This is a genomic window from Pseudarthrobacter sp. RHLT3-21 (genome assembly GCF_059383495.1).
The window spans coordinates 1-22,666 of sequence record NZ_JBWZCI010000012.1 but is presented as its reverse complement, the minus strand read 5'-3'; the positions used below and the strand labels follow the sequence as shown (position 1 = coordinate 22,666).

At 65.7% G+C, this 22,666-nt stretch carries 19 protein-coding genes and 2 pseudogenes; 9 read left to right on the top strand and 12 right to left on the bottom strand.

Translation table 11 applies throughout. From position 1 onward, the window contains the following. Positions 1–100: 100 nt before the first annotated feature. From AC50YA_RS13880 to AC50YA_RS13855, 6 genes are all read right to left on the bottom strand, one after another. Positions 101–1,207 (bottom strand): 3-deoxy-7-phosphoheptulonate synthase, encoded by a 1,107-nt coding sequence (locus AC50YA_RS13880; protein WP_494982851.1) that lies wholly within the window; start codon positions 1,205–1,207, stop codon positions 101–103. Positions 1,208–1,537: 330 nt separating this feature from the next. Then, complete coding sequence (locus AC50YA_RS13875) at positions 1,538–2,539, bottom strand: acetylxylan esterase (protein WP_494982850.1); 1,002 nt, start codon at positions 2,537–2,539, stop codon at positions 1,538–1,540. A 176-nt stretch (positions 2,540–2,715) separates the two neighbouring features. Continuing rightward, positions 2,716–4,209 carry a rhamnulokinase gene (locus AC50YA_RS13870; protein ID WP_494982849.1) on the bottom strand — a complete coding sequence of 498 codons (1,494 nt, stop codon included), beginning with the start codon at positions 4,207–4,209 and terminating at the stop codon, positions 2,716–2,718. Next, positions 4,206–6,242 carry a bifunctional aldolase/short-chain dehydrogenase gene (locus AC50YA_RS13865; protein WP_494982848.1) on the bottom strand — a complete coding sequence of 679 codons (2,037 nt, stop codon included), beginning with the start codon at positions 6,240–6,242 and terminating at the stop codon, positions 4,206–4,208. The genes AC50YA_RS13870 and AC50YA_RS13865 overlap by 4 nt, the downstream gene beginning before the upstream one ends. 3 nt (positions 6,243–6,245) lie before the next feature. Next, complete coding sequence (gene rhaI / locus AC50YA_RS13860; protein WP_494982847.1) at positions 6,246–7,412, bottom strand: L-rhamnose isomerase; 1,167 nt, start codon at positions 7,410–7,412, stop codon at positions 6,246–6,248. Positions 7,413–7,490: 78 nt separating this feature from the next. Beyond that, positions 7,491–7,847, bottom strand: coding sequence for an L-rhamnose mutarotase (locus AC50YA_RS13855; RefSeq protein WP_494982846.1), 357 nt, complete (start codon positions 7,845–7,847; stop codon positions 7,491–7,493). A 150-nt stretch (positions 7,848–7,997) separates the two neighbouring features. On the opposite strand from AC50YA_RS13855, the gene AC50YA_RS13850 reads away from it, so the two are divergent. The 5 genes from AC50YA_RS13850 (at position 7,998) to AC50YA_RS13830 (ending at position 12,636) form a co-directional block, all read left to right on the top strand. After that, complete coding sequence (locus tag AC50YA_RS13850; RefSeq protein ID WP_494982845.1) at positions 7,998–9,023, top strand: LacI family DNA-binding transcriptional regulator; 1,026 nt, start codon at positions 7,998–8,000, stop codon at positions 9,021–9,023. Positions 9,024–9,145: 122 nt separating this feature from the next. Further along, positions 9,146–9,610 (top strand): iron chaperone, encoded by a 465-nt coding sequence (locus AC50YA_RS13845; protein ID WP_494982844.1) that lies wholly within the window; start codon positions 9,146–9,148, stop codon positions 9,608–9,610. A gap of 106 nt (positions 9,611–9,716) precedes the next feature. Then, positions 9,717–11,111, top strand: coding sequence for an FAD-binding oxidoreductase (locus AC50YA_RS13840; RefSeq protein WP_494982843.1), 1,395 nt, complete (start codon positions 9,717–9,719; stop codon positions 11,109–11,111). Positions 11,112–11,139: 28 nt separating this feature from the next. Then, positions 11,140–11,304 carry a hypothetical protein gene (locus tag AC50YA_RS13835; protein WP_494982842.1) on the top strand — a complete coding sequence of 55 codons (165 nt, stop codon included), beginning with the start codon at positions 11,140–11,142 and terminating at the stop codon, positions 11,302–11,304. A 135-nt stretch (positions 11,305–11,439) separates the two neighbouring features. Next, complete coding sequence (locus AC50YA_RS13830) at positions 11,440–12,636, top strand: Gfo/Idh/MocA family protein (RefSeq protein WP_494982841.1); 1,197 nt, start codon at positions 11,440–11,442, stop codon at positions 12,634–12,636. Between the two features lie 96 nt (positions 12,637–12,732). On the opposite strand, the gene AC50YA_RS13825 is transcribed toward AC50YA_RS13830, so the two are convergent. From AC50YA_RS13825 to AC50YA_RS13805, 5 genes are read right to left on the bottom strand one after another with little or no spacing between them, the layout of a single operon-like run. Continuing rightward, complete coding sequence (locus AC50YA_RS13825; RefSeq protein ID WP_494982840.1) at positions 12,733–14,034, bottom strand: MFS transporter; 1,302 nt, start codon at positions 14,032–14,034, stop codon at positions 12,733–12,735. Positions 14,035–14,076: 42 nt separating this feature from the next. Next, positions 14,077–14,706, bottom strand: coding sequence for a Poxvirus protein I5 (locus tag AC50YA_RS13820; protein ID WP_494982839.1), 630 nt, complete (start codon positions 14,704–14,706; stop codon positions 14,077–14,079). 11 nt (positions 14,707–14,717) lie between these two features. Continuing rightward, on the bottom strand, positions 14,718–15,635 hold the full coding sequence (locus AC50YA_RS13815; protein WP_494982838.1) for a carbohydrate ABC transporter permease: 918 nt from the start codon (positions 15,633–15,635) through the stop codon (positions 14,718–14,720). Next, a complete protein-coding gene (locus AC50YA_RS13810; RefSeq protein ID WP_494982837.1) occupies positions 15,632–16,600 on the bottom strand; it encodes a carbohydrate ABC transporter permease in 969 nt (322 codons plus the stop codon). The genes AC50YA_RS13815 and AC50YA_RS13810 overlap by 4 nt, the downstream gene beginning before the upstream one ends. Positions 16,601–16,628: 28 nt before the next feature. Continuing rightward, entirely contained in the window at positions 16,629–17,912 is a 1,284-nt protein-coding gene (locus tag AC50YA_RS13805; RefSeq protein ID WP_494982836.1) for an ABC transporter substrate-binding protein, read from the bottom strand. 173 nt (positions 17,913–18,085) lie between these two features. Between AC50YA_RS13805 and AC50YA_RS13800 the strand changes: the two genes are divergently transcribed. The 4 genes and pseudogenes from AC50YA_RS13800 to AC50YA_RS13785 all read left to right on the top strand — a co-directional run bounded on the left by AC50YA_RS13800 (position 18,086) and on the right by AC50YA_RS13785 (position 22,120). Beyond that, on the top strand, positions 18,086–20,161 hold the full coding sequence (locus AC50YA_RS13800; protein ID WP_494982835.1) for a beta-galactosidase: 2,076 nt from the start codon (positions 18,086–18,088) through the stop codon (positions 20,159–20,161). Between the two features lie 86 nt (positions 20,162–20,247). Then, positions 20,248–21,318 (top strand): annotated as a pseudogene (locus tag AC50YA_RS13795) (DUF222 domain-containing protein); the annotation flags it as partial. Between the two features lie 160 nt (positions 21,319–21,478). Further along, positions 21,479–21,790: pseudogene (locus tag AC50YA_RS13790) on the top strand (HNH endonuclease signature motif containing protein); the annotation flags it as partial. An 87-nt stretch (positions 21,791–21,877) separates the two neighbouring features. Continuing rightward, the gene (locus tag AC50YA_RS13785) at positions 21,878–22,120 is read left to right on the top strand and encodes an HNH endonuclease (protein WP_494982834.1); all 243 of its coding nucleotides are present in this window, start codon (positions 21,878–21,880) and stop codon (positions 22,118–22,120) included. A 246-nt stretch (positions 22,121–22,366) separates the two neighbouring features. Here AC50YA_RS13785 and AC50YA_RS13780 read toward each other — a convergent pair whose 3' ends face one another. Beyond that, positions 22,367–22,531, bottom strand: coding sequence for a hypothetical protein (locus AC50YA_RS13780; RefSeq protein WP_494982833.1), 165 nt, complete (start codon positions 22,529–22,531; stop codon positions 22,367–22,369). Positions 22,532–22,666 lie beyond the last annotated feature (135 nt).

Below are 22,666 nucleotides of genomic sequence, written 5' to 3'. Positions count from 1 at the left end.
GTGTTTCATTTTCGGTGTGCCGATGCTGAGCCATCCACCAACCATGTGTTAGATACTCTAGAGGTTCATGGGGCTGTAGTGAAAGTCATCCGGGCAATCATTAAGCGGTCCGGCGCTTCCGGGCGGACGCCGCGAGCTGATCGAGGACCGAAACGGATACGTCCCAATCCATGCACGCGTCCGTGACGCTCTGGCCGTAGACCAGCTCCGCCCGGCCCGCCGCGTGCTCGGTGACATCCAGGTTCTGGGCACCGCCCACCAGGAAGCTCTCCAACATGACGCCCGCGACGGCCTGCGTCGCCTTGCCGCCGCGCTCCAACTGTGCGCCGATTTCCAGTGCCACCTCCGCCTGCCGGTGGTGGCTCTTGCCGCTGTTGGCGTGGCTGGCGTCCACGATCAGCCGGGGGTTGAGCCCCTTGCCGGCGAGCCTGGCGGAAGCACTTTCGACGTCGGCAGCTGAGTAGTTGGGCCCCTTACGTCCACCCCGAAGGATGACGTGGGTGTCCGGGTTCCCGGCGGTGGCCACCAGCGCGGCCCGGCCGTCGCCGTCGATCCCCAGGAAAGCCTGCGCGGCAGCGGCGGCGCCGCACGCGTCGAGCGCGACCTGGAGGTCGCCGTCGGTCCCGTTCTTGAATCCGATGGGCATGGAGAGCCCGGAGGCAAGCTGGCGGTGGATCTGGCTTTCGGTGGTGCGGGCCCCGATGGCTCCCCACGAGATCAGGTCCGCCATGTACTGGGGGCTGATGGGTTCCAGGAATTCGGTGGCGGTGGGCAGCCCCAGCGCGGTGAGCTGCTGCAGGAACTCCCTGGCGGTCCGGAGCCCGGTGACCATGTCGTGGCTGCCGTCCAGGCGCGGATCGTTGATCAGGCCCTTCCAGCCCACGGTCGTGCGGGGCTTTTCGAAGTAGGTGCGCATCACGATCAGGAGGTCGTCACGGTGCTTTTCTGCCTGGCTGACCAGCCGGCGGGCGTATTCCAGCCCTGCCTTGGGATCGTGGATGGAGCAGGGGCCCACGATGACCAGCAGCCTGTCGTCCACGCCGTCCATGATGGCGCGCACTTCGTCGCGGCCACGCTCGACGACGTCCGTCACCCGGGCGTCCAGGGGCAGCTCGGCGATGAGCTCCTGGGGCGTGGGCAGCGGCGTGAATTCGCTGACGCGCAGATTGGACGTGGATTTTGCGGGAGTGGCTGTCGCGGCGCTCATGTTCGGGTCCTTTTCCAGATAGGAAAGCGGGCCCAGATCAGAACCCGCCGGAGAAATGGCGAAGGGCAGAGAATGATCTCTGCCCTGTTGGCTCTGAAGGAAGATGGATGCGTGTCAGTTAGACGCGGGCTCCTCCAGAGCCAACGAAAAATACGCATACCAACGGTTTGTCATAGGCACACCATAACCGCGGGCTGCGACGGCCGCAAAATCACGGCCGTCACACGTGGAAATCCGGGCCCCAGTCAGCCGCCCGCCCAACTAGGTAGCGCTATCTGTCGTTTTGAGCCTCCAAAACGACTGATGGCACCACCTACTTGGTCAGGGGGATCAGCCCAGGAGCTCGCGGAGGTACCGCAGCTGCCTGATCCAGTGGTGCTCCTGGCCGCCCTCGTGGTTGTTGAACCGGTAGACCTCGATCTCCTTTTGTGCCGCGGAGTCGCCGCCGTAGGCGTTGAAGCTGGCGAACACCGTGGACGGCGGGCAGACATCGTCCATCTGCGCCACCGAGTACAAGGCAGGCGCGGTGGCCGCCCGGGCCAGGTTGACGCCGTCGAAATAGTTCAGGACCGCGAGCATCGGCTCATACCGGTACCGGTGCCGGCCCAGAAAAGCCGCGATTTCCGGATAGGGGCCGCGGGCCGCGATGTCGATCGACCTAGGGAAGTCCTGAAGGAAGGGGACGTCGGGCAGCGCGGCGATGACGCCGTCGAGCCTTCCCGCCGCCAGTCCGGCAACCGCCACCACAATGCCGCCGCCCTGGCTGATTCCCGCCAGGACCACGCGCGACGGGTCCACCTCCGGGTGGGACTGCGCCGCTCCCACCGCACGGAACGCGTCCACGTACACCCGGCGGTAGTAGTAGTCCTCGCGGCTGCCGGCGCCCCTAGTCATGAGCCCCGCGTAGGCCACCTCGCCCGCCGACGGGTGGGGATCCGCCGTTTCGCCGAGGATCCCGCCATAGCCCTGGCCGCGGGTGTCCATGATGAAGTGCGCGTAGCCGGCCTGCGCCCACTTGGTGTCCTGGTTGACCAAGCCGCGCCCGCCCGAGTAGCCGATGTACTGCACAACGACGGGCAGCCGGGTTCCAGCGCGCCGGTTCGCCGGGAGGTGCAGCCAGCCCTTGATCGGCGCACCGCCGTAACCGGCGAACGTGACGTCGAAAGTGTCGATGACCGACAAATGGTTCTCCACGGGCTCGAACGTTGCGTTGAGCGGGAACGTCCGGGCCTCGTTGAAAGTGGCGTCCCAGAAATCCTTGAGGTCGGCGGGCGGCGTGACGCTCGAGGAGTAGCCGCGGAGCTGGTCAAGGGGAAGGTCGAAGAGGGGCATGCTGCTGTCCGGTCCTGTCTCGTTGGGTTGCTATCGGAGATCCTACGTCACACAATCTGCCCGGGGCACCACTCTTGACGCGAAAGGACACTTGGGCCCCGCCTCCGGGCGCGAGCGGACACTTGAGGCCCGCCGCCGGGGCCTCCAGTGTCCTTTCGCGCTGGGATGCTGGGTGGTTACAGGCGGGAGAGCTGCGGCGTGAATGTTTGCAGCTCGTGCGATGACACCACCAGGCGGCGCAGTTCCGTGAGCCCTCCGCTGACGTGCCCGGCGGCTCGGGCCTGGACCAGGACATTCCCGACGGCGGTCGCTTCCATCGGCCCGGCCACCAATTTTTTACCGGTGGTGTCGGCCGTGAGTTGGCAGAGGAGCCTGTTCTGGGAGCCGCCGCCCACCACATGGACCACGTCCACGGTGCGGTCTGCCAGGCGTTCGGCGTCCGCGATGGCCCGTGCGTAGCCGGTGGCGAGGCTGTCCATGATGCAACGGGTGATGGCCGCGGGGTCATCCGGCAGGATGTCCCCGGTGTGGCGGACCGTGGCGCGGATGCGGTGGGGCATGTTGTCCGGGGCGATGAAGGCGGAATCGTCCGGATTGATCTGCGGGCCGCCCGGGGGCAGTGCCGCCGCGGCGGCCAGCAGATCAGTCAGTTCCGGAGTGTAGCCTTCAGCGGCCCAGGTCCGCTGGCACTCGCTCAGGAGCCAGAGCCCGCCCATGTTTCGCAGGTAGCGGATGGTGCCGTCCACGCCGCGCTCGTTGGTGAAGTTCGCTTCCCGGCTGGCCTCGGTCAGGACCGGATGATTCAGTTCCAGCCCCACCAGGGACCAAGTGCCAGAGGAGATGTAGGCGAAGTCGTCCTCCTGGGCGGGGACGGCGGCGACGGCGGAGGCAGTGTCGTGCGAGCCGACGGCCACCACCTTGGTGCCGGCCGGCAGTCCCACCCTGGACGCGATCGCCGGCAGCAGGGTGCCCACGGTTTCACCGGGCTCGATCAGCGGCGGGAACAGCTTTTTGGGCAGGCCCAGGGCGGTGAGGAACTCGGTGGCCCACTCCCCCGCGACAGCATCAAAGAGACCCGTGGTGGAGGCGTTGGTGGATTCCGTGCGGCGCTGTCCCGTGAGAAGGAAGGCGATGAGGTCCGGGATTAGCAGCGCCTGCAGACCGTCCAGGTTCCGTTCGGTGGCCAGCTGGTACAGGGTGTTGAACTGCAGGAACTGCAGCCCGGTGGTGCCGTAGAGCCGGGCAGGGTCCAGTTTCTGATGCACGGGCGCGACGGCGGCCCGGCTGCGGTCATCGCGGTAGCTGTACGGCTGGGCCGTGAGCTCCCCGGCGGCGTTGACCAGGCCGTAGTCCACAGCCCAGGTGTCGATCCCGATGCTGATGATGGTTTCGTCCTGCAGCGCCGCCACCGTGGCGGCGGCAGTCAGGCCCGCCAGCACCTCGGCGAACAGGGCGTCGAAATCCCAGTGGAGGCCGCCGTCGAGCTCCACCACACCGTTGGGAAAACGGTGCACGGTCTCCAGCTCCACGCTCGCGTCGTCAGTAGCGGACGAACCGTTCTTGATCCGGCCGAGGATGACCCGGCCGGAGGAGGCACCGATGTCGACGGCGGCGAACACCGCCCCGGCCGGGGCGGGGCCGGTGTTCGCGGCTGATTCGGTTGCGGTCATCGGAGGAAGGCTGCGGCCACACCGGCGTCCACGGGGATGTGGAGGCCGGTGGTGTGGGACAGTTCGTTGCTCGTGAGGACCGCGGCGGCGTTGGCCACGTGCTCGGGCAGGACTTCGCGCTTGAGCAGGGTGCGCTGGGCGTAGTACTTGCCCAGTTCCTGCTCGTCCACGCCGTAGACCGCGGCGCGCTTGGCGCCCCAGCCGCCGGCAAAGATGCCGGAGCCGCGGACCACGCCGTCGGGGTTGATGCCGTTGACCCGGATGCCGTGTTCGCCCAGTTCGGCCGCGAGGAGCCGGACCTGGTGCGCCTGGTCGGCTTTCGTGGCGGAGTACGCGATGTTGTTCGGACCCGCGAACACGGAGTTCTTGGAGGAGATGTAAATGATGTCTCCACCCATGTCCTGCGCGATCATGACCTTCGCAGCGGCCTTGGAGACCAGGAAGGAGCCCTTGGCCATGACGTTGTGCTGCAGGTCCCAGTCCTTTTCGGTGGTTTCCAGCAGCGGCTTGGATATGGACAGGCCCGCGTTGTTGACCACCAGGTCCAGCCCGCCGAACGCCAGCACCGCTTCCTGGATGGCGGCCGCGATCTGCGCCTCGTCGGTTACGTCCGCCTGGACGCCGATGGCGACGTCCACGCCGCCGAGTTCCGCGGCGACGGCCTGGGCGTTCTCAAGGTTCAGGTCGGCAATGACGACGCACGCGCCGTCGGACGCCAACCGGGTGGCAATCGCCTTGCCGATGCCCGACGCCGCACCCGTCACCAGCGCGATGCGGGAGGCGTGGGACTTGGGCTTGGGCAGGCGGGCCAGCTTGGCTTCTTCCAGGGCCCAGTATTCGATCCGGAACTTCTCGGACTCCTCGATGGGGGCGTAGGTGGAGATCGCCTCGGCACCGCGCATCACGTTGATCGCGTTGAGATAGAACTCACCGGCGACCCGCGCGGTCTGCTTGTTCGCGCCGTACGAGAACATGCCCACGCCCGGGACCAGCACGATGGCCGGGTCCGCGCCGCGCAGCGCCGGTGAGTCGGCAATGGCGTGCCGGTCGTAGTACGCCTGGTAGTCCTCCCTGTAATCCGCGTGGAGTTCCCGCAGCCGGGCGATGGAGTCCTCGACGGACGCGTCTGCGGGCAGGTCCAGGATCAGCGGCTTGACCTTGGTGCGCAGGAAATGGTCCGGGCACGACGTGCCCAGCGCGCCCAGGCGCGGGTGCCCGGCGGCTGCCAGGAAGTCAAGCACGACGGCGTCATCACTGAAGTGCCCCAGCTGCGGTTTGTCCGTGGAGGCCAGGCCGCGGATCACCGGGGCCAACGCGGCGGCCTTCGCGCGCCGCTCCGCCTCCGGCAGCGGACTGTAACCGGTCAGCTTGGCACCGAAGGGTTCGGCTCTACCGTTGTCCTGGATGTACTTTTCGGCCTGCTCGATGATCCACAGCGAGTTCTGTTCCGCTTCTTCGCTGGTGGCGCCCCAGGCGGTGATGCCGTGGCCGCCCAGGATGGTGCCGATGGCCTGCGGGTTGGCGTCCTTGATCGCGGCGATGTCCAGGCCCAGCTGGAAACCTGGACGGCGCCACGGAACCCAGAGGACCTTGTCGCCGAAGATCTTGGTGGTCAGGGCCTCTCCATCCACGGCGGTGGCAATCGCGATCCCGGAGTCCGGGTGCAGGTGGTCCACGTGCGCGGCGTCAACCAGGCCATGCATGGCGGTATCGATCGACGGCGCGGCGCCGCCCTTGCCGTGCAGGCAGTAATCAAAAGCGGCCACCATCTCGTCTTCGCGCTCAACGCCCGGATACACATTCTTCAAGGCATTCAGCCGGTCCAGGCGCAGTACCGCGAGGTTCCCGGCCGTCAGCGTGCCCAGGTCCCCGCCGGAGCCCTTGACCCAGAGCAGCTGGACATCCTCGCCCGTCACCGGGTCCTTCCCGGTGCCCTTGGCCGAGGTGTTGCCGCCGGCGAAGTTGGTGTTCCGCTTGTCCGCACCGAGGCGGTTGGAACGGTTGATCAGGTCTTCAACAGTCTTGTTCGTCATGCTCTATGCGCCCCATCCGGCTTGCTGGCCGCCGACGCGGTCCTCGTTGATCTGTTTCTGGTAACCGCTGGCCTTGAACGCGGCCATCGGGTCCGCGGGCAGGCCGCGGGATTCACGCCAGTCGGCCAGGATGGGCCGGACGTCGGTGTAGAAGGCATCATTGAAGACGCCGTTGGCGGCGAGGACGTCGCCGGTGCGCTGGGCCTCGCCCAAGGCGGCGGTGTCCACGAGCATGGCACGGGCCGTCATTTCCTGGACATTCAGGACCGAGCGGATCTGGCCCGGGATCTTCTCCTCCAGGTTGTGGCACTGGTCCAGCATGAGGGCCACGCCCGAGTCCTTGCCGAAGCCGCCGCCGCGGATGACCTCGTACATGATCCGGAACAGCTGGAACGGGTCCGCGGCCCCCACGATCAGGTCATCGTCCGCGTAGAAGCGGGAGTTGAAGTCAAAGGAACCGAGCTTGCCCAGGCGCAGCAGCTGCATCACGATGAACTCGATGTTGGTGCCCGGCGCGTGGTGTCCGGTGTCTAGGCAGACCAACGCCTTCTCCCCCAAAGCCAGGGTCTGCGCGTAGGACGTACCCCAGTCCGGAACATCGGTGTGGTAGAAAGCCGGCTCGAAAAACTTGTACTCCAGCACCAGGCGCTGGTTCTCGCCCAGGCCCGCGTAGATCTCCTGCAGCGACTCGGCCAGCCGATCCTGGCGTCCGCGGAGGTCGTCCTGGCCCGGGTAGTTGGTGCCGTCCGCGAGCCAGATCTTCAGGTCCTGCGAGCCCGTGGCGTGCATGATCTCGATGCACTCAAGGTGATGGGCGATGGCCCGGCGCCGCACTGACTCGTTCGACGACGTCAGGGAACCGAACTTGTACTCGTCATCCTGGAACGTGTTGGAGTTGATGGTGCCCAGACCCACGCCGAGACCAGCCGCGTACTCCTTGAGCGCGGCGTAGTCATCCACCTTGTCCCAGGGAATGTGCAGGGCCACCGTGGGGGCAAGGCCGGTCAGCTCGTGCACCTTGGCGGCGTCCGCGATCTTCTCCTGCACGGTGCGCGGGGTACCCGGCGTGCCGAACACCTTAAAGCGCGTGCCTGAATTGCCATAAGCCCACGAAGGGACCTCGATGGCAAGCTCTCCGAGCCTGCCCAGCGCCGTTGCTACGTCATTCATGTTGGTTCTTCCCGGTCTTTAGTGATGTGGTCTGTTGTGCTGTGGTCTGATATTTGCGCCCGCAAGTGGGCCTGCGCGTCAGCTGCTGGTGGACTCCGCCGCCGCGAGCTGGTGGTCAAGGTTGAAGACTTCCTCGAGGACCTGGAACCCTTCGTCGGGCGCCTGGTCCGGATTGTCTGGATTGTCGAATAACGTGGCCATCTCGGCCTGCCAGCGGGTGTTGACCTCGGTCAGGGCCATCCGGGCCCGGACGGCGTCGAAGTCGTCGCATTCGAGATACCCGATCAGGAGCCCGTCCGCGCCCAGGAACAGCGAGTAGTTGTGCCACCCCGCGTCCTGGAGCGCGCGGAGCATCTCCGGCCACACGGCAGCATGCCGGCGCCGGTATTCGTCGATCAGCCCCGGCTGGACCGAGGAGCGGAAACACACCCTCATCTGCAACTCTCCTGAACTTCCCAAGCTTTGAATCGTTTCATTGTTACGATTCAAAGTACTCTTGAAGTCAAGTAGGTGTCAAGCAATTTCCAGACCACAATCCGGGACTACGGGAAAAGTGCTGCACACGGCATATAAGCACGGAGAATCATGAATCGCTCAGCCAGCATCAAGGACGTCGCCAACCATGCCAGTGTTGCCGTGGGCACGGTCTCCAACGTCCTGAACTACCCGGACAGGGTTTCCCAGCGGACCAAGGAGCGGGTCCTGCGTGCCATCGACGAGCTGGGCTTCGTCCGGAACGATGCCGCCCGCCAGCTGCGCGCCGGCCACAGCAGGACCATCGGGCTGATCGTGCTCGACGTCGGCAACCCCTTTTTCACGTCCGTGGTGCGGGCCGCCGAAGATGCCGCGGCACTCCAGGGCAGCGCCGTGCTCTTGGGCGACAGCGGCCACAACGCCAGCCGCGAGTCCAACTACATCGACTTGTTCCAAGAGCAGCGGGTGCAGGGGCTGCTGATCTCGCCCGTCGGAGACGTCACCGACCGCCTCGACCAGCTGCGTGAGCGCGGCGTGCCCACCGTCCTGGTGGACCGCTTGGCCGACGAGAGCAAGTACAGCTCCGTTTCGGTGGACGACGACGCCGGCGGGTATCTGGCTGCGCGGCACCTGCTGGACACGGGCCGCCGTCGGCTCGCCTTTGTGGGTGGCCCCACCTCGATCCGCCAGGTGGCGGACCGCCTGCAGGGCGCGCAGCGCGCCGTGAAGGAGGAACCGGACGCCACGCTGGAGGTCCTGGATTCCGACGGCCAGACTGTGCTGGCCGGTCGGAGCGTGGGCAACATGCTCGTGGAGCGTGGGGACCTGCCGGACGGCATCTTCTGCGCCAACGACCTCCTGGCACTGGGCGTGATGCAGTCCCTCACCATGACCCACACCCTGCGAATCCCGGAGGACATTGCGCTGATCGGGTACGACGACATCGACTTCGCAGTCTCCGCGGTGGTACCCCTCTCCTCCATCCGGCAGCCCACCGAAGCACTGGGGCGCACAGCCATCGAGCTATTGGCCGAGGAACTCGATTCCGACACTCCAAAGCACCGGGCCGTCATCTTCACCCCCGAACTGGTAATCCGGCAGAGCACTGCCCCGGCGAAGGTATCCTCCGCCGGCTAGGGATCTCCGCTCGAGCAGTTCTGGATTCGAGCAGTTCTGGATTCGAGCAGTTCTGGAGAAGCCTCCTTGACGCCCGGACACTAGCGTGGACCCCAAGAGACCCGCCAAGGAAGGAACCCGCAATGACGGACACGAACAAGACCGGCACGAGCGCCAAGTCGTACGACGGCTTCGATGCGGACGAACGCGCCGCAATGAAGGAACGGGCCCAGGAGCTCAAGTCCGCATCGCGAAAGGGTGCCCGCGCCGCTAAGCCGGATGGGGAAAGCGATGTGCTTGCGAAGATCGCCGAGATGCCGGAACCTGACCGCGTCATGGCGGAGCGGATTCATGCCATCATCAAGGCCAGCGCCCCGGAACTCACACCAAAGACCTGGTACGGAATGCCCGGGTATGCCAAGGACGGCAAGGTTGTCTGCTTCTTCCAAAGCTCGCACAAGTTCAAGACCCGGTATTCAACCCTCGGCTTTAACGACGTGGCCGGCCTCGACGACGGCACCATGTGGCCCACCTCCTACGCCCTGACGAAAATCACTGCCGCCGATGAGGCGAAGATTGTCGAGCTCGTGAAGAAGGCGGTCAGCTAGCGGCTCGACTTGCCTCGGATGGAGCGCGCGAGCTCCGGCAATTTCCTCTTGCCAGTTCGTGCCAACGGTGGGACTCTGCTGGAAGAGCGAGAGGTCCGTGAGTCCCATGGCACAAAGCACAGAGATCGACGGCGTTGCTGTCGATGAATTACAGACATCGTTTCGGGGCGAACTCGTCCGCCCCGACGATGCTGGATACGACGAGCACCGCAAGGTGTGGAACGGATCGATTGACCGCCGTCCCGCACTCATAGCCCGCTGCACCGGCGTCGCAGATGTACGCGCTGCCATCCGTCTGGCTAGATCGCAGGACCTGCTGGCCGCCGTGCGCGGAGGCGGTCACAGCTTCCCCGGGCTGTCCGTCTGCGACGGCGGGATGCTCATCGATCTGGGCCCAATGAAAGGCATCCGGGTGGACCCCGAGGCGCGCACGGTCCGTGTCCAGGCCGGCGTGCTGCTCGGCGAACTCGATCGCGAGACGCAGGAGTTCGGCCTCGCCGTCCCGTCAGGAATCGTCACCCATACCGGAGTTGCGGGCCTCACGCTGGGCGGCGGCATCGGCTGGGTCATGCGGAAGCACGGGCTCACGATCGATCAGCTGCTGTCCGTGGACGTGGTCACCGCCGACGGCGAGCTGGTCAGGGCCAGCGAAGAACAGAACACCGATCTCTTCTGGGGAGTGCGGGGCGGCGGCGGGAACTTCGGCATCGTCACCGACTTCGAGTTCCGGCTGAACTCCGTGGGTCCGTACGTTATGGCCGGTCCGGTCTTCTGGCCGATGGAAGATGCCCCCGAAGTGCTCCGATTTTACCGGGAATGGATCGCGGACTGCCCCGACGAGCTCATGACCATCGCCGTGCAGCGGAGGGCCCCGGCACTCCCGATCGTCCCGCCAGACCTGGTGGGCAAGCGCGTCCTTGCGGTCACGGCCTGCTACGCGGGACCGGTCGAGGAGGGCGAACGGGTCCTGCGCCCGCTCAAGGAATTCGGTTCGCCCGTGCTCGACTTTTGCCGGCCCAAGCCATTCCTGGAGCATCAAAGGACGTTTGATCCGTCGTTCCCGCACGGCTGGCATTACTACGTCAGGTCCTGTGATGTCGCGGCCCTCAGCGACGACGTCATCGACGTAATGGTGGAGTACGGCACCCGCATCACCTCGCCGGTCACCAGCGTCGCCCTGTGGCAGATGGGCGGTGCGGTGGGAAGGATCGACGACGGTGCTACCGCCTTCAACGGCCGCCAGGCCGGGTTCACGTTCAACATCAACGGCAATAGCAAGACCGCCGAGGGCTTTGCCGCCGAGCGCCAGTGGGCCCGGGACTATTGGTCTGCCCTGGCGCCCCACCACACCAGCGTCTACGTGAACTTCCTCATGGAAGAGGGCGAGGAACGCGTCAGGCATGCATACGGCGCCGTCAAGTACGACCGGCTCAAGGCACTCAAGCGTACATACGATCCCACGAACTTCTTCAGGCTCAACCAGAACATCAGGCCTGACTGATGACCTTGCTATCGGATCGGAGAACGTCATGCTCAAAACCCTGCTGTGCAAAATGAATCTGCGCCACGATTGGCACATGCAGAGCACGGAAGACGGCGGCCGCTACCGGCGCTGCGCACGTTGCCGTAAGTACCAGGAAGGCGGCAGTGGCGGCCGGGATGGCAACTGGGCAGCGCCGCTGGGCATGGGATAGGCCCGGCCTGCCCGCCGCCGGCTTACTGGAACTTGCCCCGCAAGACACACTGGACTATCACCATGGTTATGCCGCACACTGGATCTGGGAAAGCGCTTACCCAGCTAGTGTCCTCCGGGGCAGGAACGGAGCCCCATGGCAACACCACCTTTCGCCGCTTCACATTCCGGCCAGTCCGCTACAGCGGCCTCAGCGGCCCGCGTGGCGCTGGTAGGCGTCCACGGCTTCGGCACGCACCACCTGCGCAACCTCGAACACCTCCAGGCTGCCGGCGTCGTCGAACTCGTTGCCGTGGCCGATCCCCAGCCGCCGGCCCCGGGATCCGTGCCCGATACAGCCGCCGTTTTCCCGGGACTCACCGACCTGCTGGCTGCCACCCCGGAGCTGGACGTGATTATCGTGGCCACGCCCATCCAGACGCACGCCCCGCTGGGGCTTACCGCCCTAACCACGCAGGCTGACCTGTACCTGGAGAAGCCTCCTGTGGCGTCCCTGGCCGACTTCACCACCCTGTGTGACGCCGCCCAGGCGTCCGGGCGCAGCGTGCAGATTGGCTTCCAGAGCCTGGGGTCACACGCACTGGCGGCCATCGAAGACCTCGTCGCCAGCGGAGCCATCGGCACGCTGCAGGGCATCTCGGCCACCGGCCGCTGGGTCCGCGACAGGGCCTACTACAAACGCTCCCGCTGGGCCGGGAAGCGGAGGATAGACGGCGTCGACGTGGTTGACGGCGTCGCCACCAATCCCCTGGCTCACGCCGTGGCCACCGCGCTGCGCGTCGCCGGCGCCCGCACTATCGAAGATGTCGCCTCGGTGGAAACCGATCTCTACCGGGCCAATGACATCGAATCCGACGACACCTCCGTCATCCGGATCCGCACCGCCACGGGACTTCCCGTCACCTGCGCGCTCACCATCTGCGCCGCCGAATCAGTGGAACCCTATGTCACGCTGCAGGGCTCCCGGGGCCAGGTCGTGTTCCACTACACCGAAGACCGCCTCACCGTGACCACCCCTGCCGGGCAGACCGAGCAGGTCTTCGGCCGGGACGACCTCACGGAGAACCTGCTTGCCCACCGCCGCGAAGGCAGGGAACTCATCAGCCCGCTCCTGGACAGCGGAGCCTTCATGTTGGTGCTCGAAGCCATCCGTACCGCACCGCTGCCGGCCCTGATCGACGGCGCCTACGTCCATTGGGAAGGTGACGGCGACGCTGCGCACGCCGTCGTCGCCGGGATCGAGGAAGCCCTGGAGCGTGCAACGCAAGAGCACACGACCTTCAGGGAGCTCGGACTGCCCTGGGCCCTGGCAGCACGCGGAACTGCTTCCTGATGGGCGTCTTCCCCGCCCAGGAAGCAACCGCCACGCTGACCCGGCAAGGCCAGCTGCAGGCTCCCGGCCTGCTGACCGACAGCCTCTCACCCTGCCTCACCGCCTCGCTGCGCCCGGTGTTCGGGTGGATACTGAGCCGGGGTTCCGCACCCGCCGCGAATTCAGCCACAACAAAACTCCGACGACGGCCGCGGACAGCATGGCCAGCGCACCGGTGACTACCAGGCCCGTCCGCACGCCAAACTCCTCCGTCAGCCAGCCCGCCAGCAGGCCACCCAAAGCATGCCCGCCCAGCAGGAATGGCAGGTAAAGCGCCATCACCCTCCCCCGGACTTCGGGCCCCGCCTCCACCTGCACAGCTGTCGCGGCGCTCGTCAGGAACACCAGGGTCATCAGGCCCACCACGGCAAGCATCACGGTGAAAGCGACCAGGTTGGGCATCAGCGCGGCAACCAGCTGCGAAAGCCCAAAGAGTCCGGCTGCGGCCACGATTCCCTTGCGGCCCATGCCCCTCAGTCGCGCGGCGAGCAGCGCACCCGCCAGGGCGCCGACGGCACCCACGGTGTTGAACAGGCCGAACCCCGCCGCACCGTTGTGCCACACGCGCTCGGCGAAGGCCGTCAGCACCACCGGACCGTTCATGCCAAAGGCCCCCAGCAGGCCGGCCAGGACAATGAGCAGCAGCAGCGATGGCCGTTCCCGGACATAGCCGAACCCGGCCAGCAGCTGGCCGGGTCCCCTGGATGCAGGGGCTGTGAGGTGCAGGAGCGCCGGCCGGACGGCGGCGATCATGACCAGCACGAGCACGGAAAGCAGGGCGTTCGCGGCGAAGGCGGCGGCGGATCCGGCGTGGGCGATCACCACCCCACCAAGGGCTGGTCCCACCATGGCGCCAAACTGGCCGATCGCGTTGTTGACTCCGATGGCGGGCCTCAGCCCGGCGTCGCCCACCACTTCGTTGATGAAAACCTGGCGCGCCGGACCGTCGACGGCGGAGGTCACTCCCAGCGCAATGCAGCTTCCGTACACCGCCCACACGGTGATATTTCCGCTGGCGTCCCACGCAGCCAGTCCCAGGGCCAGCAGCGCGATCACGGACTGGCACACCATCATGACACTGCGCTTGGGAAACATGTCCACCAGCAGGCCGCTGAGCGGACCAATGACAAGCATCGGCAGGAACTGCAGCGCCACGGCGATCCCGACGGCGGCCGGGCTCCCCGTCAGTTGCAGCACCAGCCAGTCCTGGGCGAGCCTCTGCATCCACACGCCCATGCTTCCGGCGAAGGTCATGCCCATGTACAGGCGGTAGTTGTGCTGCGTCAGCGGCTGGTACCAGCGGACCCGATTTTGGGAGGTGTGAAGGGATTCTGCGGACTGCGGGCTGTCGGAAGACACGGCTGGCTCAACTCGGTAGTAAAGGTCAAATGCAGAGACTTGCTAGGCGCGGTTGGACCGCATCTTGACGGCGGCGGAGGCCAGGATCAGCATGCCGGGCACCACCACAAACAGGGCCACGAGCATCCAGACAAACACCACGGACGCGAACAGCGCCGCGGCAAGGAGGAGCGAGCCTGTCCAGTCGCGCAGCGAGAGGGTTTTGGCGGTGCCAAGGGCCGCGGACCAGGTCCGCGGCGCGGAGGATTCCTCGCCGGTAACGTCACGCCAGGCAGCGGCGGTTCGCAGGAGCAGGACGGCTCCGGCCGCCGCCAGGATCAGCGTGGCCGGCAGGACAACCGAACTGCCCGGCAGCTGCCCCACCGTTGCGAGCAACAGGTTAAGGACAATCACGACGGCGGCTGCCCCCGTCGTGATTCCCAGTTTCCAGCTGCCCCGGAGGGCGGCCCGGAACGTGCCCCAGAGGCCGCGCAGGGAATCGTCGCGGCCGGCAAGATGCCGTTCCAGGTGGGCAATCCCGGCCGCGTACGCGGCGGGGATGGTGACCAGCGGGATGGACAGCACCAGCACCAGCAGCCCGGCCAGCAGGGTCTCGGAAAACAGGGCGAAGCGGTTGACCGGGATGGGTTCGTTGTGGCCGGATGCCGGCGTGGCGCTGTCCATGATGCTCATTCCTGTCGCCGTCAGCCCTTCAGGCCCTGGGTGGAGACGCCCTCAACAATGTAGCGCTGGAACACCAGGAAGAACACCAGCACCGGCAGCAGGGCCAGGACGGACATGGCGATCATGGCGCCGTAGTCCGAGCTCTGGGTCTGGTCTACGAACAGGCGCAGGGCCAGCGGCAGCGGGTACTTTTCCGGGGTGTTCAGGTACAGCAGCGGCCCCAGGAAGTCGTTCCAGCTCCAGATGAAGGAGAAGATCGACGTCGAGATGAGCGCCGGCTTCATCAGCGGCAGCATGATGGAGCAGAAGATCCGCACATGGCCTGCGCCGTCGATGCGGGCTGCCTCGTCGAGTTCGGCCGGGAGGTTGCGCATGAACTGGACCATCAGGAAGACGAAGAATGCATCCGCCGCCAGGAACTTGCCGATCAGCAGCGGAACGTACGTGTCCACCAGGCCCAGCTGCTGGAACACAATGTACTGCGGGATGATCACCACGTGGAACGGCAGCAGCAGCGTGGCGATCATCATGCCGAAGAGCACGCTCCGGCCCGGGAACTTGATCCGGGCGAAAGCATAGGCCGAGACGCTGGCCGAGAGGATGGTGCCCACTACGGCGCCGATTGCCAGGACCAGGGAGTTGGTGAAGAACTGCAGGGTGGACACCCGGCCGATCCCGTCCATCGCCGTGACGAAGTTGTCGAAGCTGAAGTTGTTCGACCATAGCGACGTGTTGGCGCCGCCGATTTCGGCATTGGGCTTGAAGGCCGAGGCCACCATCCACAGTGCCGGGTAGAGAACCACCGCTGTCAGGCCGAGCGTCACCACGTGGAAAACGAGGCTCTTGACCCTCTTGGCCGTCACGGACTCGGACTTCGGGTTGTAGTCCTGAGCCTGGAGCATCGGCGCAGACTGCTTGGGGGTTGCCATAGTTGTCATTTCGAATCACCGCTGTAGTGGACCCAGGACTTGGACGTTTTGAAGAAGATCAGGGTAATGATGCCCACCACGATCACCAGGAGCCAGGCCATCGCCGAGGCGTAGCCCATCCGGAAGTCGCTGAAGCCCCGCAGGTAAAGGTAGAGGGTGTAGAAGAGGGTGGAGCCGGCGGGGCCGCCTTCACCGTTGGAGATGATGTAGGCCGAGGCGAAGATCTGGAACGCGTGGATGGTTTCCATCAGCAGATTGAAGAAGATCACCGGGGAGAGCATGGGCCAGGTGATGTTGACGAACCTCCGCACCGGGCCGGCACCATCCATCGACGCTGCCTCGTAAAGATCGGCCGGGATCTGCTTGAGGCCGGCCAGGAAGATCACCATCGGGGCGCCGAACTGCCAGACGGTCAGCAGGATCATCATGGGCATGGTCATGGAGGGGTTGCCCACCCAGCCGCCCAGGTTGATCCCGAAGAAGGACAGGCCCTGATCCACGGGGCCGGAGTCGCCGAACATCGCCTTCCATACGATCGCGATGGAAACGGACGCGCCGATCAGGGAGGGTGCGTAGAACGCTGACCGGTAAAAGCCCTGGCCGCGGCGCTTGCTGTTGAGCAGCATGGCCACCGCCAGTGCCGCGGCCAGCTTGAGCGGGGTACCGAAGACCACGTAGCTGAGCGTCACGCCCACCGACTGCAGGAACCGTTCGTCCTGGAAGAGGGTGGCGTAGTTGTCCAGCCCGATCCATTTGGGCGGTTCGAAGAGGTTGTAGTTGGTGAAGGACAGGTACAGCGAGGAGATCATCGGGCCTACAGTCAGGGCGATGAATCCCAGCAGCCAGGGCAACAGGAAGGTGTAGCCGGCGCGGGCATCCGCACCGCTCCGCTTTGATTTGAGCTGCCGCGGCTTGCGCTGCTGCTTGGGAGCAGACGACGACGGCCGACGGTTCAGGGTTGGGCTTTGGGTCACGAGATTAGTCCGTCAGTTGGGGCCTGGATCAGGCGTTCTGCTTGATGAGGTCTTCGGCTTCCTTGAACCACGCGTCAGCCGCGCCGTCAATGGTGAGCTTGCCGTAGTTCAGGTCAGAGCTGATGCGCTTGAAGGAGGCTTCGAGCGTGCCGAAACCGACGATGGGCGGTTCCGGAGCGTCCTTGAGGTACTTCTCAATGGACTTCTCGTAATCAACAACCAGCTTGTCCGTGCCTTCAAACGTGGTGCCGTCGCGCTGGGTCTTGGAGGCCGGAACGCCGCGGGAGGTCTTGAAGATCTGGCCTACCTCGGGGTCGTTGACCATAAAGTCGATGAACCGGGCGGCGGCATCCTTGTTTTTGGTCTTGGCGCTGGCCACCATCAGCATGGACGGCTTGAGGAACAGGCCCAGGTTGTCCTTGTCATCGGAGGGAACCGGCACGAGCTTGAGCTCCTTGGCGCCGCTGTCCCCAAGGTAGGCGGCCATGAAGTTGTCCCAGGTGACCTCGGTGGCTGAGACGTTTGAGCCAAACGGCGACTTCGGGGCGAGCTGGGTGACGCGCTCTTCGGCAACGATGGCCGGGGTGCCGCGGAGAGCCGCTGTCTGGTTCCACCACTTCTTGAGGTCGTCCTTGCCGAAGCCGAGCTTGCCGTCCTCGGTGAAGGCTTTGGTGTTGTTCTGGCGCAGCCAGATGTTGAACATCCACCAGACGCCGGTGTAGTCCGTGCCACCGAAGAGAGCGCCGTTGCCCTTGGCTCCGACCTCGGCCAGGAAGTCGTTGTATTCCTTGTAGGTCCAGGTGCCGTCCGGCTCTGCGATTCCAAGTGAGGCGAGCTTCGCGGGGTCGTAGTAAACGGCGAAGGCGTTGGTGCTGGTGGGGATGCCGTAGGTCTTGCCCCGGATCTGGCCGGACGGCAGGAGGGACTTGTCGAAGGCGTCCGTGTTGATCTTGACCGCGCCCAGGTCCAGGAGCTGGTTACGCTGGCCGTAATCCCGCATGTAGGACAGGTCCCACTGCATCACGTCGGGGAGGCCGCCGCCGGCAGCTTCCGTGGCCCGCTTCTGCCAGTAGCCGGCGAAGTCCGTGAAGTTGCCGTTAACCTTGATGTCCTTGTTCTTCGCTTCGAACAGCGCGATCGCCTTGCGGGTCCGCTCTGCGCGGTCATCGTTGCCCCACCAGGTGTAGTTGATGGTGACGGGATTCTCCGCCGAACCCGTCTGGCTGGGGGCCGGTGAGCCGCAGGCGGCCAGTGCTGCCGCAGATGCGGTACCGATGGCTACGGTGGTGAGGAAATTCCTTCGGTTGATCATAAGAGCCTCCTTGCTCGGGTTGTGCAGGCCCCGCTTGTTTACAACGTGAGTTGTGAGCTGGCTTACACCCTTTCTGAAACGATACAATACCGGCATTCCGAGGTTTGGGCAAGCGTTTTCCCAAACCTCGGGATTCAGGTACGTTTAGTCCATCCCGTAGACGAAGGAGTCCCATGAGCGTGCAGCATAATTCCGGCCCGTCCAGCGTCTGGAACAACGTGGAAGGGATCGCGTACGGCGGCGATTACAACCCCGAGCAGTGGCCGGCCGAGGTCCGGCTGGAAGACCTGGCGCTCATGAAGGAAGCCGGCGTCAATTTCCTGAGCGTGGGGATTTTCTCCTGGGCGCTGCTGGAACCGGGCGAGGGCGAATACAACTTCGGCTGGCTGGATGACGTGCTGGACAACCTCGCCGCCAACGGAATCAAGGTGGCCCTGGCCACGGCCACCGCCGCTCCCCCGGCCTGGCTGGTGCGCAGATACCCGGAAATCCTGCCGGTCACGGCTGACGGAACCGTGCTGGGACCGGGCTCCCGGCGGCACTACACACCGTCGTCGGCCGTTTACAGGCGGTATGCCACGGGCATCACCCGCGTGATCGCCGAGCGGTATAAGGGCCACCCCGCGCTGGCGTTATGGCATGTGGACAACGAGCTCGGCTGCCACGTCTCCGAGTTCTACGGCCCGGAGGACGCCGTTGCCTTCCGCGCGTGGCTGGAGCGCCGGTACGGAAGCATCGAGGCGGTGAACGCCGCCTGGGGCACCGCATTCTGGTCCCAGAACTACGGCTCCTTCGAGGAGATCCTGCCGCCCGGCGTTGCGCCTTCCACGCTGAACCCGGGACAGCAACTGGACTTCCAGCGGTTCAATTCGTGGGCGCTGATGGACTACTACCGCGAGCTGGTGGCGGTCCTGCGCGAGGTCACGCCCGACGTCCCCTGCACCACCAACCTGATGGCGTCCAGCGCCACCAAGGCCCTGGACTACTTCGAGTGGGCCAAGGACCTGGACGTCATCGCCAACGACCACTACCTGGTTGCCGCCGATCCCGAGCGTCAGATCGAACTCGCGTTCAGCGCCGATCTGACCCGGGGAATTGCGGGCGGCGACCCGTGGATCCTGATGGAACATTCGACGTCGGCCGTCAACTGGCAGCCGCGCAACCAGCCCAAGATGCCGGGCGAGATGCTGCGCAACTCACTGGCCCACGTGGCCCGCGGGGCGGATGCGGTGATGTTTTTCCAGTGGCGGCAGAGCTTTGCCGGGTCAGAGAAATTCCACTCCGCGATGGTCCCGCACGGCGGCCGTGACACGCGGGTGTGGCGCGAGGTGGTGGGTCTCGGGTCTGCGCTGAAGCAGCTCGCACCGGTGCGCGGCTCGCGGGTGGAATCCCGCGTGGCGATCGTGTTCGACTACGAAGCCTGGTGGGCCAGCGAAATCGATTCCAAACCGAGCGAGGACGTCAAGTATCTGGACGTGCTGCGGGCCTTCCACCGGTCGCTGTTCCTGCGCGGGATCGCGGCGGATCTGGTCCATCCTTCAGCCTCACTGGAGGGCTACGACCTGGTCCTGGTGTGCACGCTCTATTCGGTGACTGACTCAGCCGCTGCCAACATCGCCGCCGCCGTGCGGGCCGGAGCCACGGTGCTGGTGACGTATTTCAGCGGGATTGTGGACGAGCAGGACCACGTCCGCCTGGGCGGCTACCCCGGCGCTTTCCGGGAGCTGCTGGGGATCAGCGTGGAGGAGTTCCACCCACTACTGGCCGGCGGGCAGTTGAAGTTGAGCGACGGCGGGGTCTCGTCCGTGTGGAGTGAGCACGTGCACCTCGCGGGTGCTGAGGCCCTTCAGACTTTCACCGAGTATCCATTGGAGGGCGTGCCGTCCTTGACGCGGCATGCGGTTGGTGCGGGCGCTGGTGTTGGTGCGGGCGCTGGTGCGCGTGCGGGCGCTGGCGTTGGTGCGGGCGCCGGCGCGGCCTGGTACCTGGCGACGTTCCCGGACCGCGACAGCATCGAAGCGATCGTGGACCGGCTGCTGGCCGAATCCGGGGTGGCGCCAGTTGCCACCGCCGACCGCGGAGTGGAACTCGTTCGTCGACGCAATGACGACGGCGGCAGCTTCCTCTTCGCGATCAACCACTCACGCTCGGCTGTAGCGGTTGAGGCAGCCGGTGTTGACCTGCTGACGGGCGCGCCCTTTGCGGGGACTGTTGAGGCCGGCGGGGTTGCAGTGATCGCGGAGGACTGACGCTGTTCTGGTGGTCCCGGATCCTGGTTTTGCCCACGCCCGGAGCACATTCGTTAATTGTCGTACCCCCACGGCAGAGTAATCCTATGGAAGCTCTTGGGGATCAGCTTGCGGGGAACAGCGGCGACGGCGGCACCACCGCGGCCGTTATGACGCGCGCCGGTTCGCCTGTTGGGGGCGCTTCCAACACGGAGCTTTTCGACGGCGGCCAAAATGTCACACCCCCGCGGCAGAGTATTCCTATGGAAGCTTTCGGGGATCAGCTTGCGGACGGCGGCGGCACCACCGCCGTTCTGACGCCCGACGCCGGGGTGGCTGCGGCGATCGCCGCGGTGAACGCTGCCGCCGCGGCTGCTCCCGGGACGCTGGCGATGGCCGGCTACGTCGAAGCCGCCGATTTCGCCGGCCTCGTCGAGGACCTCTCCCGGACCGTGGACTACCTCCAGATCCTCGCCGCCGGCGCCGTGGACCGCACCCGCACCCAGGCCATCACCGCTGCCGCAACACCGCGCAGCACCCGGCCATGGATCACCGGCTGGGACAACGGAACCGAAACCCTCCACGAAACCGACGCCGCCCGGCCCGCCACCGACACCGGCACCGCTGGCACCAGCCGCCCGGTGCCGCGGTCCCCAGCCGATGACGGCTGCAAGAACACCGCCGAATTCCTGCGCCTCCGGCTCCGGATCGGGCGCAGCGAAGCCCACCGCCGCATCCACCTCGCCCACACCATCCTGCCCGCCACCACCCTCACCGGAGACCCCGTACCCCCAATCAGGGAACACCTCGCAGCAGCCCTCACCCCGGCCGCCACCACCAATTCGGCAGAGACCAGCACCGACGACGACGACGTAAGCCCGCAGGCCGTCCCAGGGACCGGGCCCGTGGTCTCATCCCGCGCCGGGACCATCATCAGCGCCACCCTGGACCGCCTCAAACACCACACCACCCCGGAGAACCTGGACCGGATCGAAGACGACCTCACCCACACCGCCGCCACCGCGGACCCCGACTTCCTCGCCCGCGTCGCCCGCCGCTGGGCCGACACCCTCGACGCCGACGGCACCGAACCCACCGAAGAAGCACTCCGCCACACCCAGGGCGCGTTCATCCGCAAACCCCGCCACGGCCTCCACCACCTGGAAATCTTCGCCACCACCGACCAATACGAACACCTCGCCACCGTCATGAACGCCGCCACCAACCCCCGCACCACCACGGGCACAGAAACCGGCACGGGGACCACGACGGGGACCACCGCCACGGGCGCGGAAGCCGGGANAGGGCAACAACGTCTGGCAGGACAACGACCTCGACCTGGACCGGCGCACCCGCTCCCAGAAACAACTCGACGGCATCGTCGGCGCCCTCAAAGCCGCCCTGAGCACCAACCTGCTGCCCACTACCGGCGGGAACCGCCCCCAAATCCTCGCCACCATCAGCTACCAAGACCTCCTCCCCCACCCAGCCACAGCCACCGGCACAGGCAATGCCACAGGCGTGAGCACAGCCACGGGCACCGGCAGCTTCACGTTCACCGGGCCCGTCGCAGCCACCACCCTGCGCAAACTCGCCTGCGACGCCGACATCATCCCCGTCCTACTCGGCACTCACGGCGAAATCCTGGACCTCGGCCGCAAAACCCGGCTCTTCACCACCGCCCAACGCCTCGCCCTCACAGCCCGCGACCAAGGCTGCACCTTCCCCAACTGCACCATGCCCGCCCCCTGGTGTGAAGCCCACCACATCACCTACTGGTCACACCACGGCCCCACCAACGTCAGCAACGGAGCCATGCTCTGCTCCCATCACCACCACCTCATCCACAAAGAACAATGGACCATCCACGCCCGCCACGGCACCCCATGGTTCACACCCCCACGCCACATCGACCCCACCCAAAAACCCCAACAAAACCACTACTTCAAACCACCACCCCCACCACCACAACGCGAATGAAAAGCCACGGACAAGCCTGCGAGGTCTGAACGAAGGTGTATCCCGGGATTGGTCTACAGTCCGCAGCGTTCCCCCGTGATTACGAATGCCGTGCTGCTTTCGGCTCAGCTGTCTCATCTGCGCTCTCGCTCAAGACCGCGAATTGACCGATCACGCTTCCCTGACTTACAACCGGCCGCTAAAGCACAAGCATCACTGCAGCGCGTGGGAACCCAGCGTCAACAGGAATTAGGGGAAGCAGAACTACTACTCGGCCGCGGCCAGGACTGGGCCCGCCCGTTCCCCCAGAGCGCCGTCGGCTGTAAGGCCCAGGACCTCAATCAGGACATCTTCCTCGCGGTGCACCTCTGTAACGTTGACGGAGCGGGCCGATCCGTCAACGACGCCTGCCGGGAAGCCATCGAGGGTCACCCCCCATCTGTAGACTGCGGGGTCATTAGTGTTCCGTGTTAATGGTTTGTTTGCGTTTCATCTTGCCCAGTAGATACTCCGCGGATTTGGTCCAGGTGAACGGCTTGGCGTCCTTGTTGTAGTTTTCGATGTACC

Bases quoted from the DNA above. Each gene is read 5' to 3' on its own strand.
- AC50YA_RS13880 (WP_494982851.1), bottom strand. From the start codon at position 1,207: ATGAGCGCCGCGACAGCCACTCCCGCAAAATCCACGTCCAATCTGCGC.
- AC50YA_RS13875 (WP_494982850.1), bottom strand. From the start codon at position 2,539: ATGCCCCTCTTCGACCTTCCCCTTGACCAGCTCCGCGGCTACTCCTCG.
- AC50YA_RS13870 (WP_494982849.1), bottom strand. From the start codon at position 4,209: ATGACCGCAACCGAATCAGCCGCGAACACCGGCCCCGCCCCGGCCGGG.
- AC50YA_RS13865 (WP_494982848.1), bottom strand. From the start codon at position 6,242: ATGACGAACAAGACTGTTGAAGACCTGATCAACCGTTCCAACCGCCTC.
- rhaI (WP_494982847.1), bottom strand. From the start codon at position 7,412: ATGAATGACGTAGCAACGGCGCTGGGCAGGCTCGGAGAGCTTGCCATC.
- AC50YA_RS13855 (WP_494982846.1), bottom strand. From the start codon at position 7,847: ATGAGGGTGTGTTTCCGCTCCTCGGTCCAGCCGGGGCTGATCGACGAA.
- AC50YA_RS13850 (WP_494982845.1), top strand. From the start codon at position 7,998: ATGAATCGCTCAGCCAGCATCAAGGACGTCGCCAACCATGCCAGTGTT.
- AC50YA_RS13845 (WP_494982844.1), top strand. From the start codon at position 9,146: ATGACGGACACGAACAAGACCGGCACGAGCGCCAAGTCGTACGACGGC.
- AC50YA_RS13840 (WP_494982843.1), top strand. From the start codon at position 9,717: ATGGCACAAAGCACAGAGATCGACGGCGTTGCTGTCGATGAATTACAG.
- AC50YA_RS13835 (WP_494982842.1), top strand. From the start codon at position 11,140: ATGCTCAAAACCCTGCTGTGCAAAATGAATCTGCGCCACGATTGGCAC.
- AC50YA_RS13830 (WP_494982841.1), top strand. From the start codon at position 11,440: ATGGCAACACCACCTTTCGCCGCTTCACATTCCGGCCAGTCCGCTACA.
- AC50YA_RS13820 (WP_494982839.1), bottom strand. From the start codon at position 14,706: ATGAGCATCATGGACAGCGCCACGCCGGCATCCGGCCACAACGAACCC.
- AC50YA_RS13815 (WP_494982838.1), bottom strand. From the start codon at position 15,635: ATGACAACTATGGCAACCCCCAAGCAGTCTGCGCCGATGCTCCAGGCT.
- AC50YA_RS13805 (WP_494982836.1), bottom strand. From the start codon at position 17,912: ATGATCAACCGAAGGAATTTCCTCACCACCGTAGCCATCGGTACCGCA.
- AC50YA_RS13800 (WP_494982835.1), top strand. From the start codon at position 18,086: ATGAGCGTGCAGCATAATTCCGGCCCGTCCAGCGTCTGGAACAACGTG.
- AC50YA_RS13785 (WP_494982834.1), top strand. From the start codon at position 21,878: ATGCCCGCCCCCTGGTGTGAAGCCCACCACATCACCTACTGGTCACAC.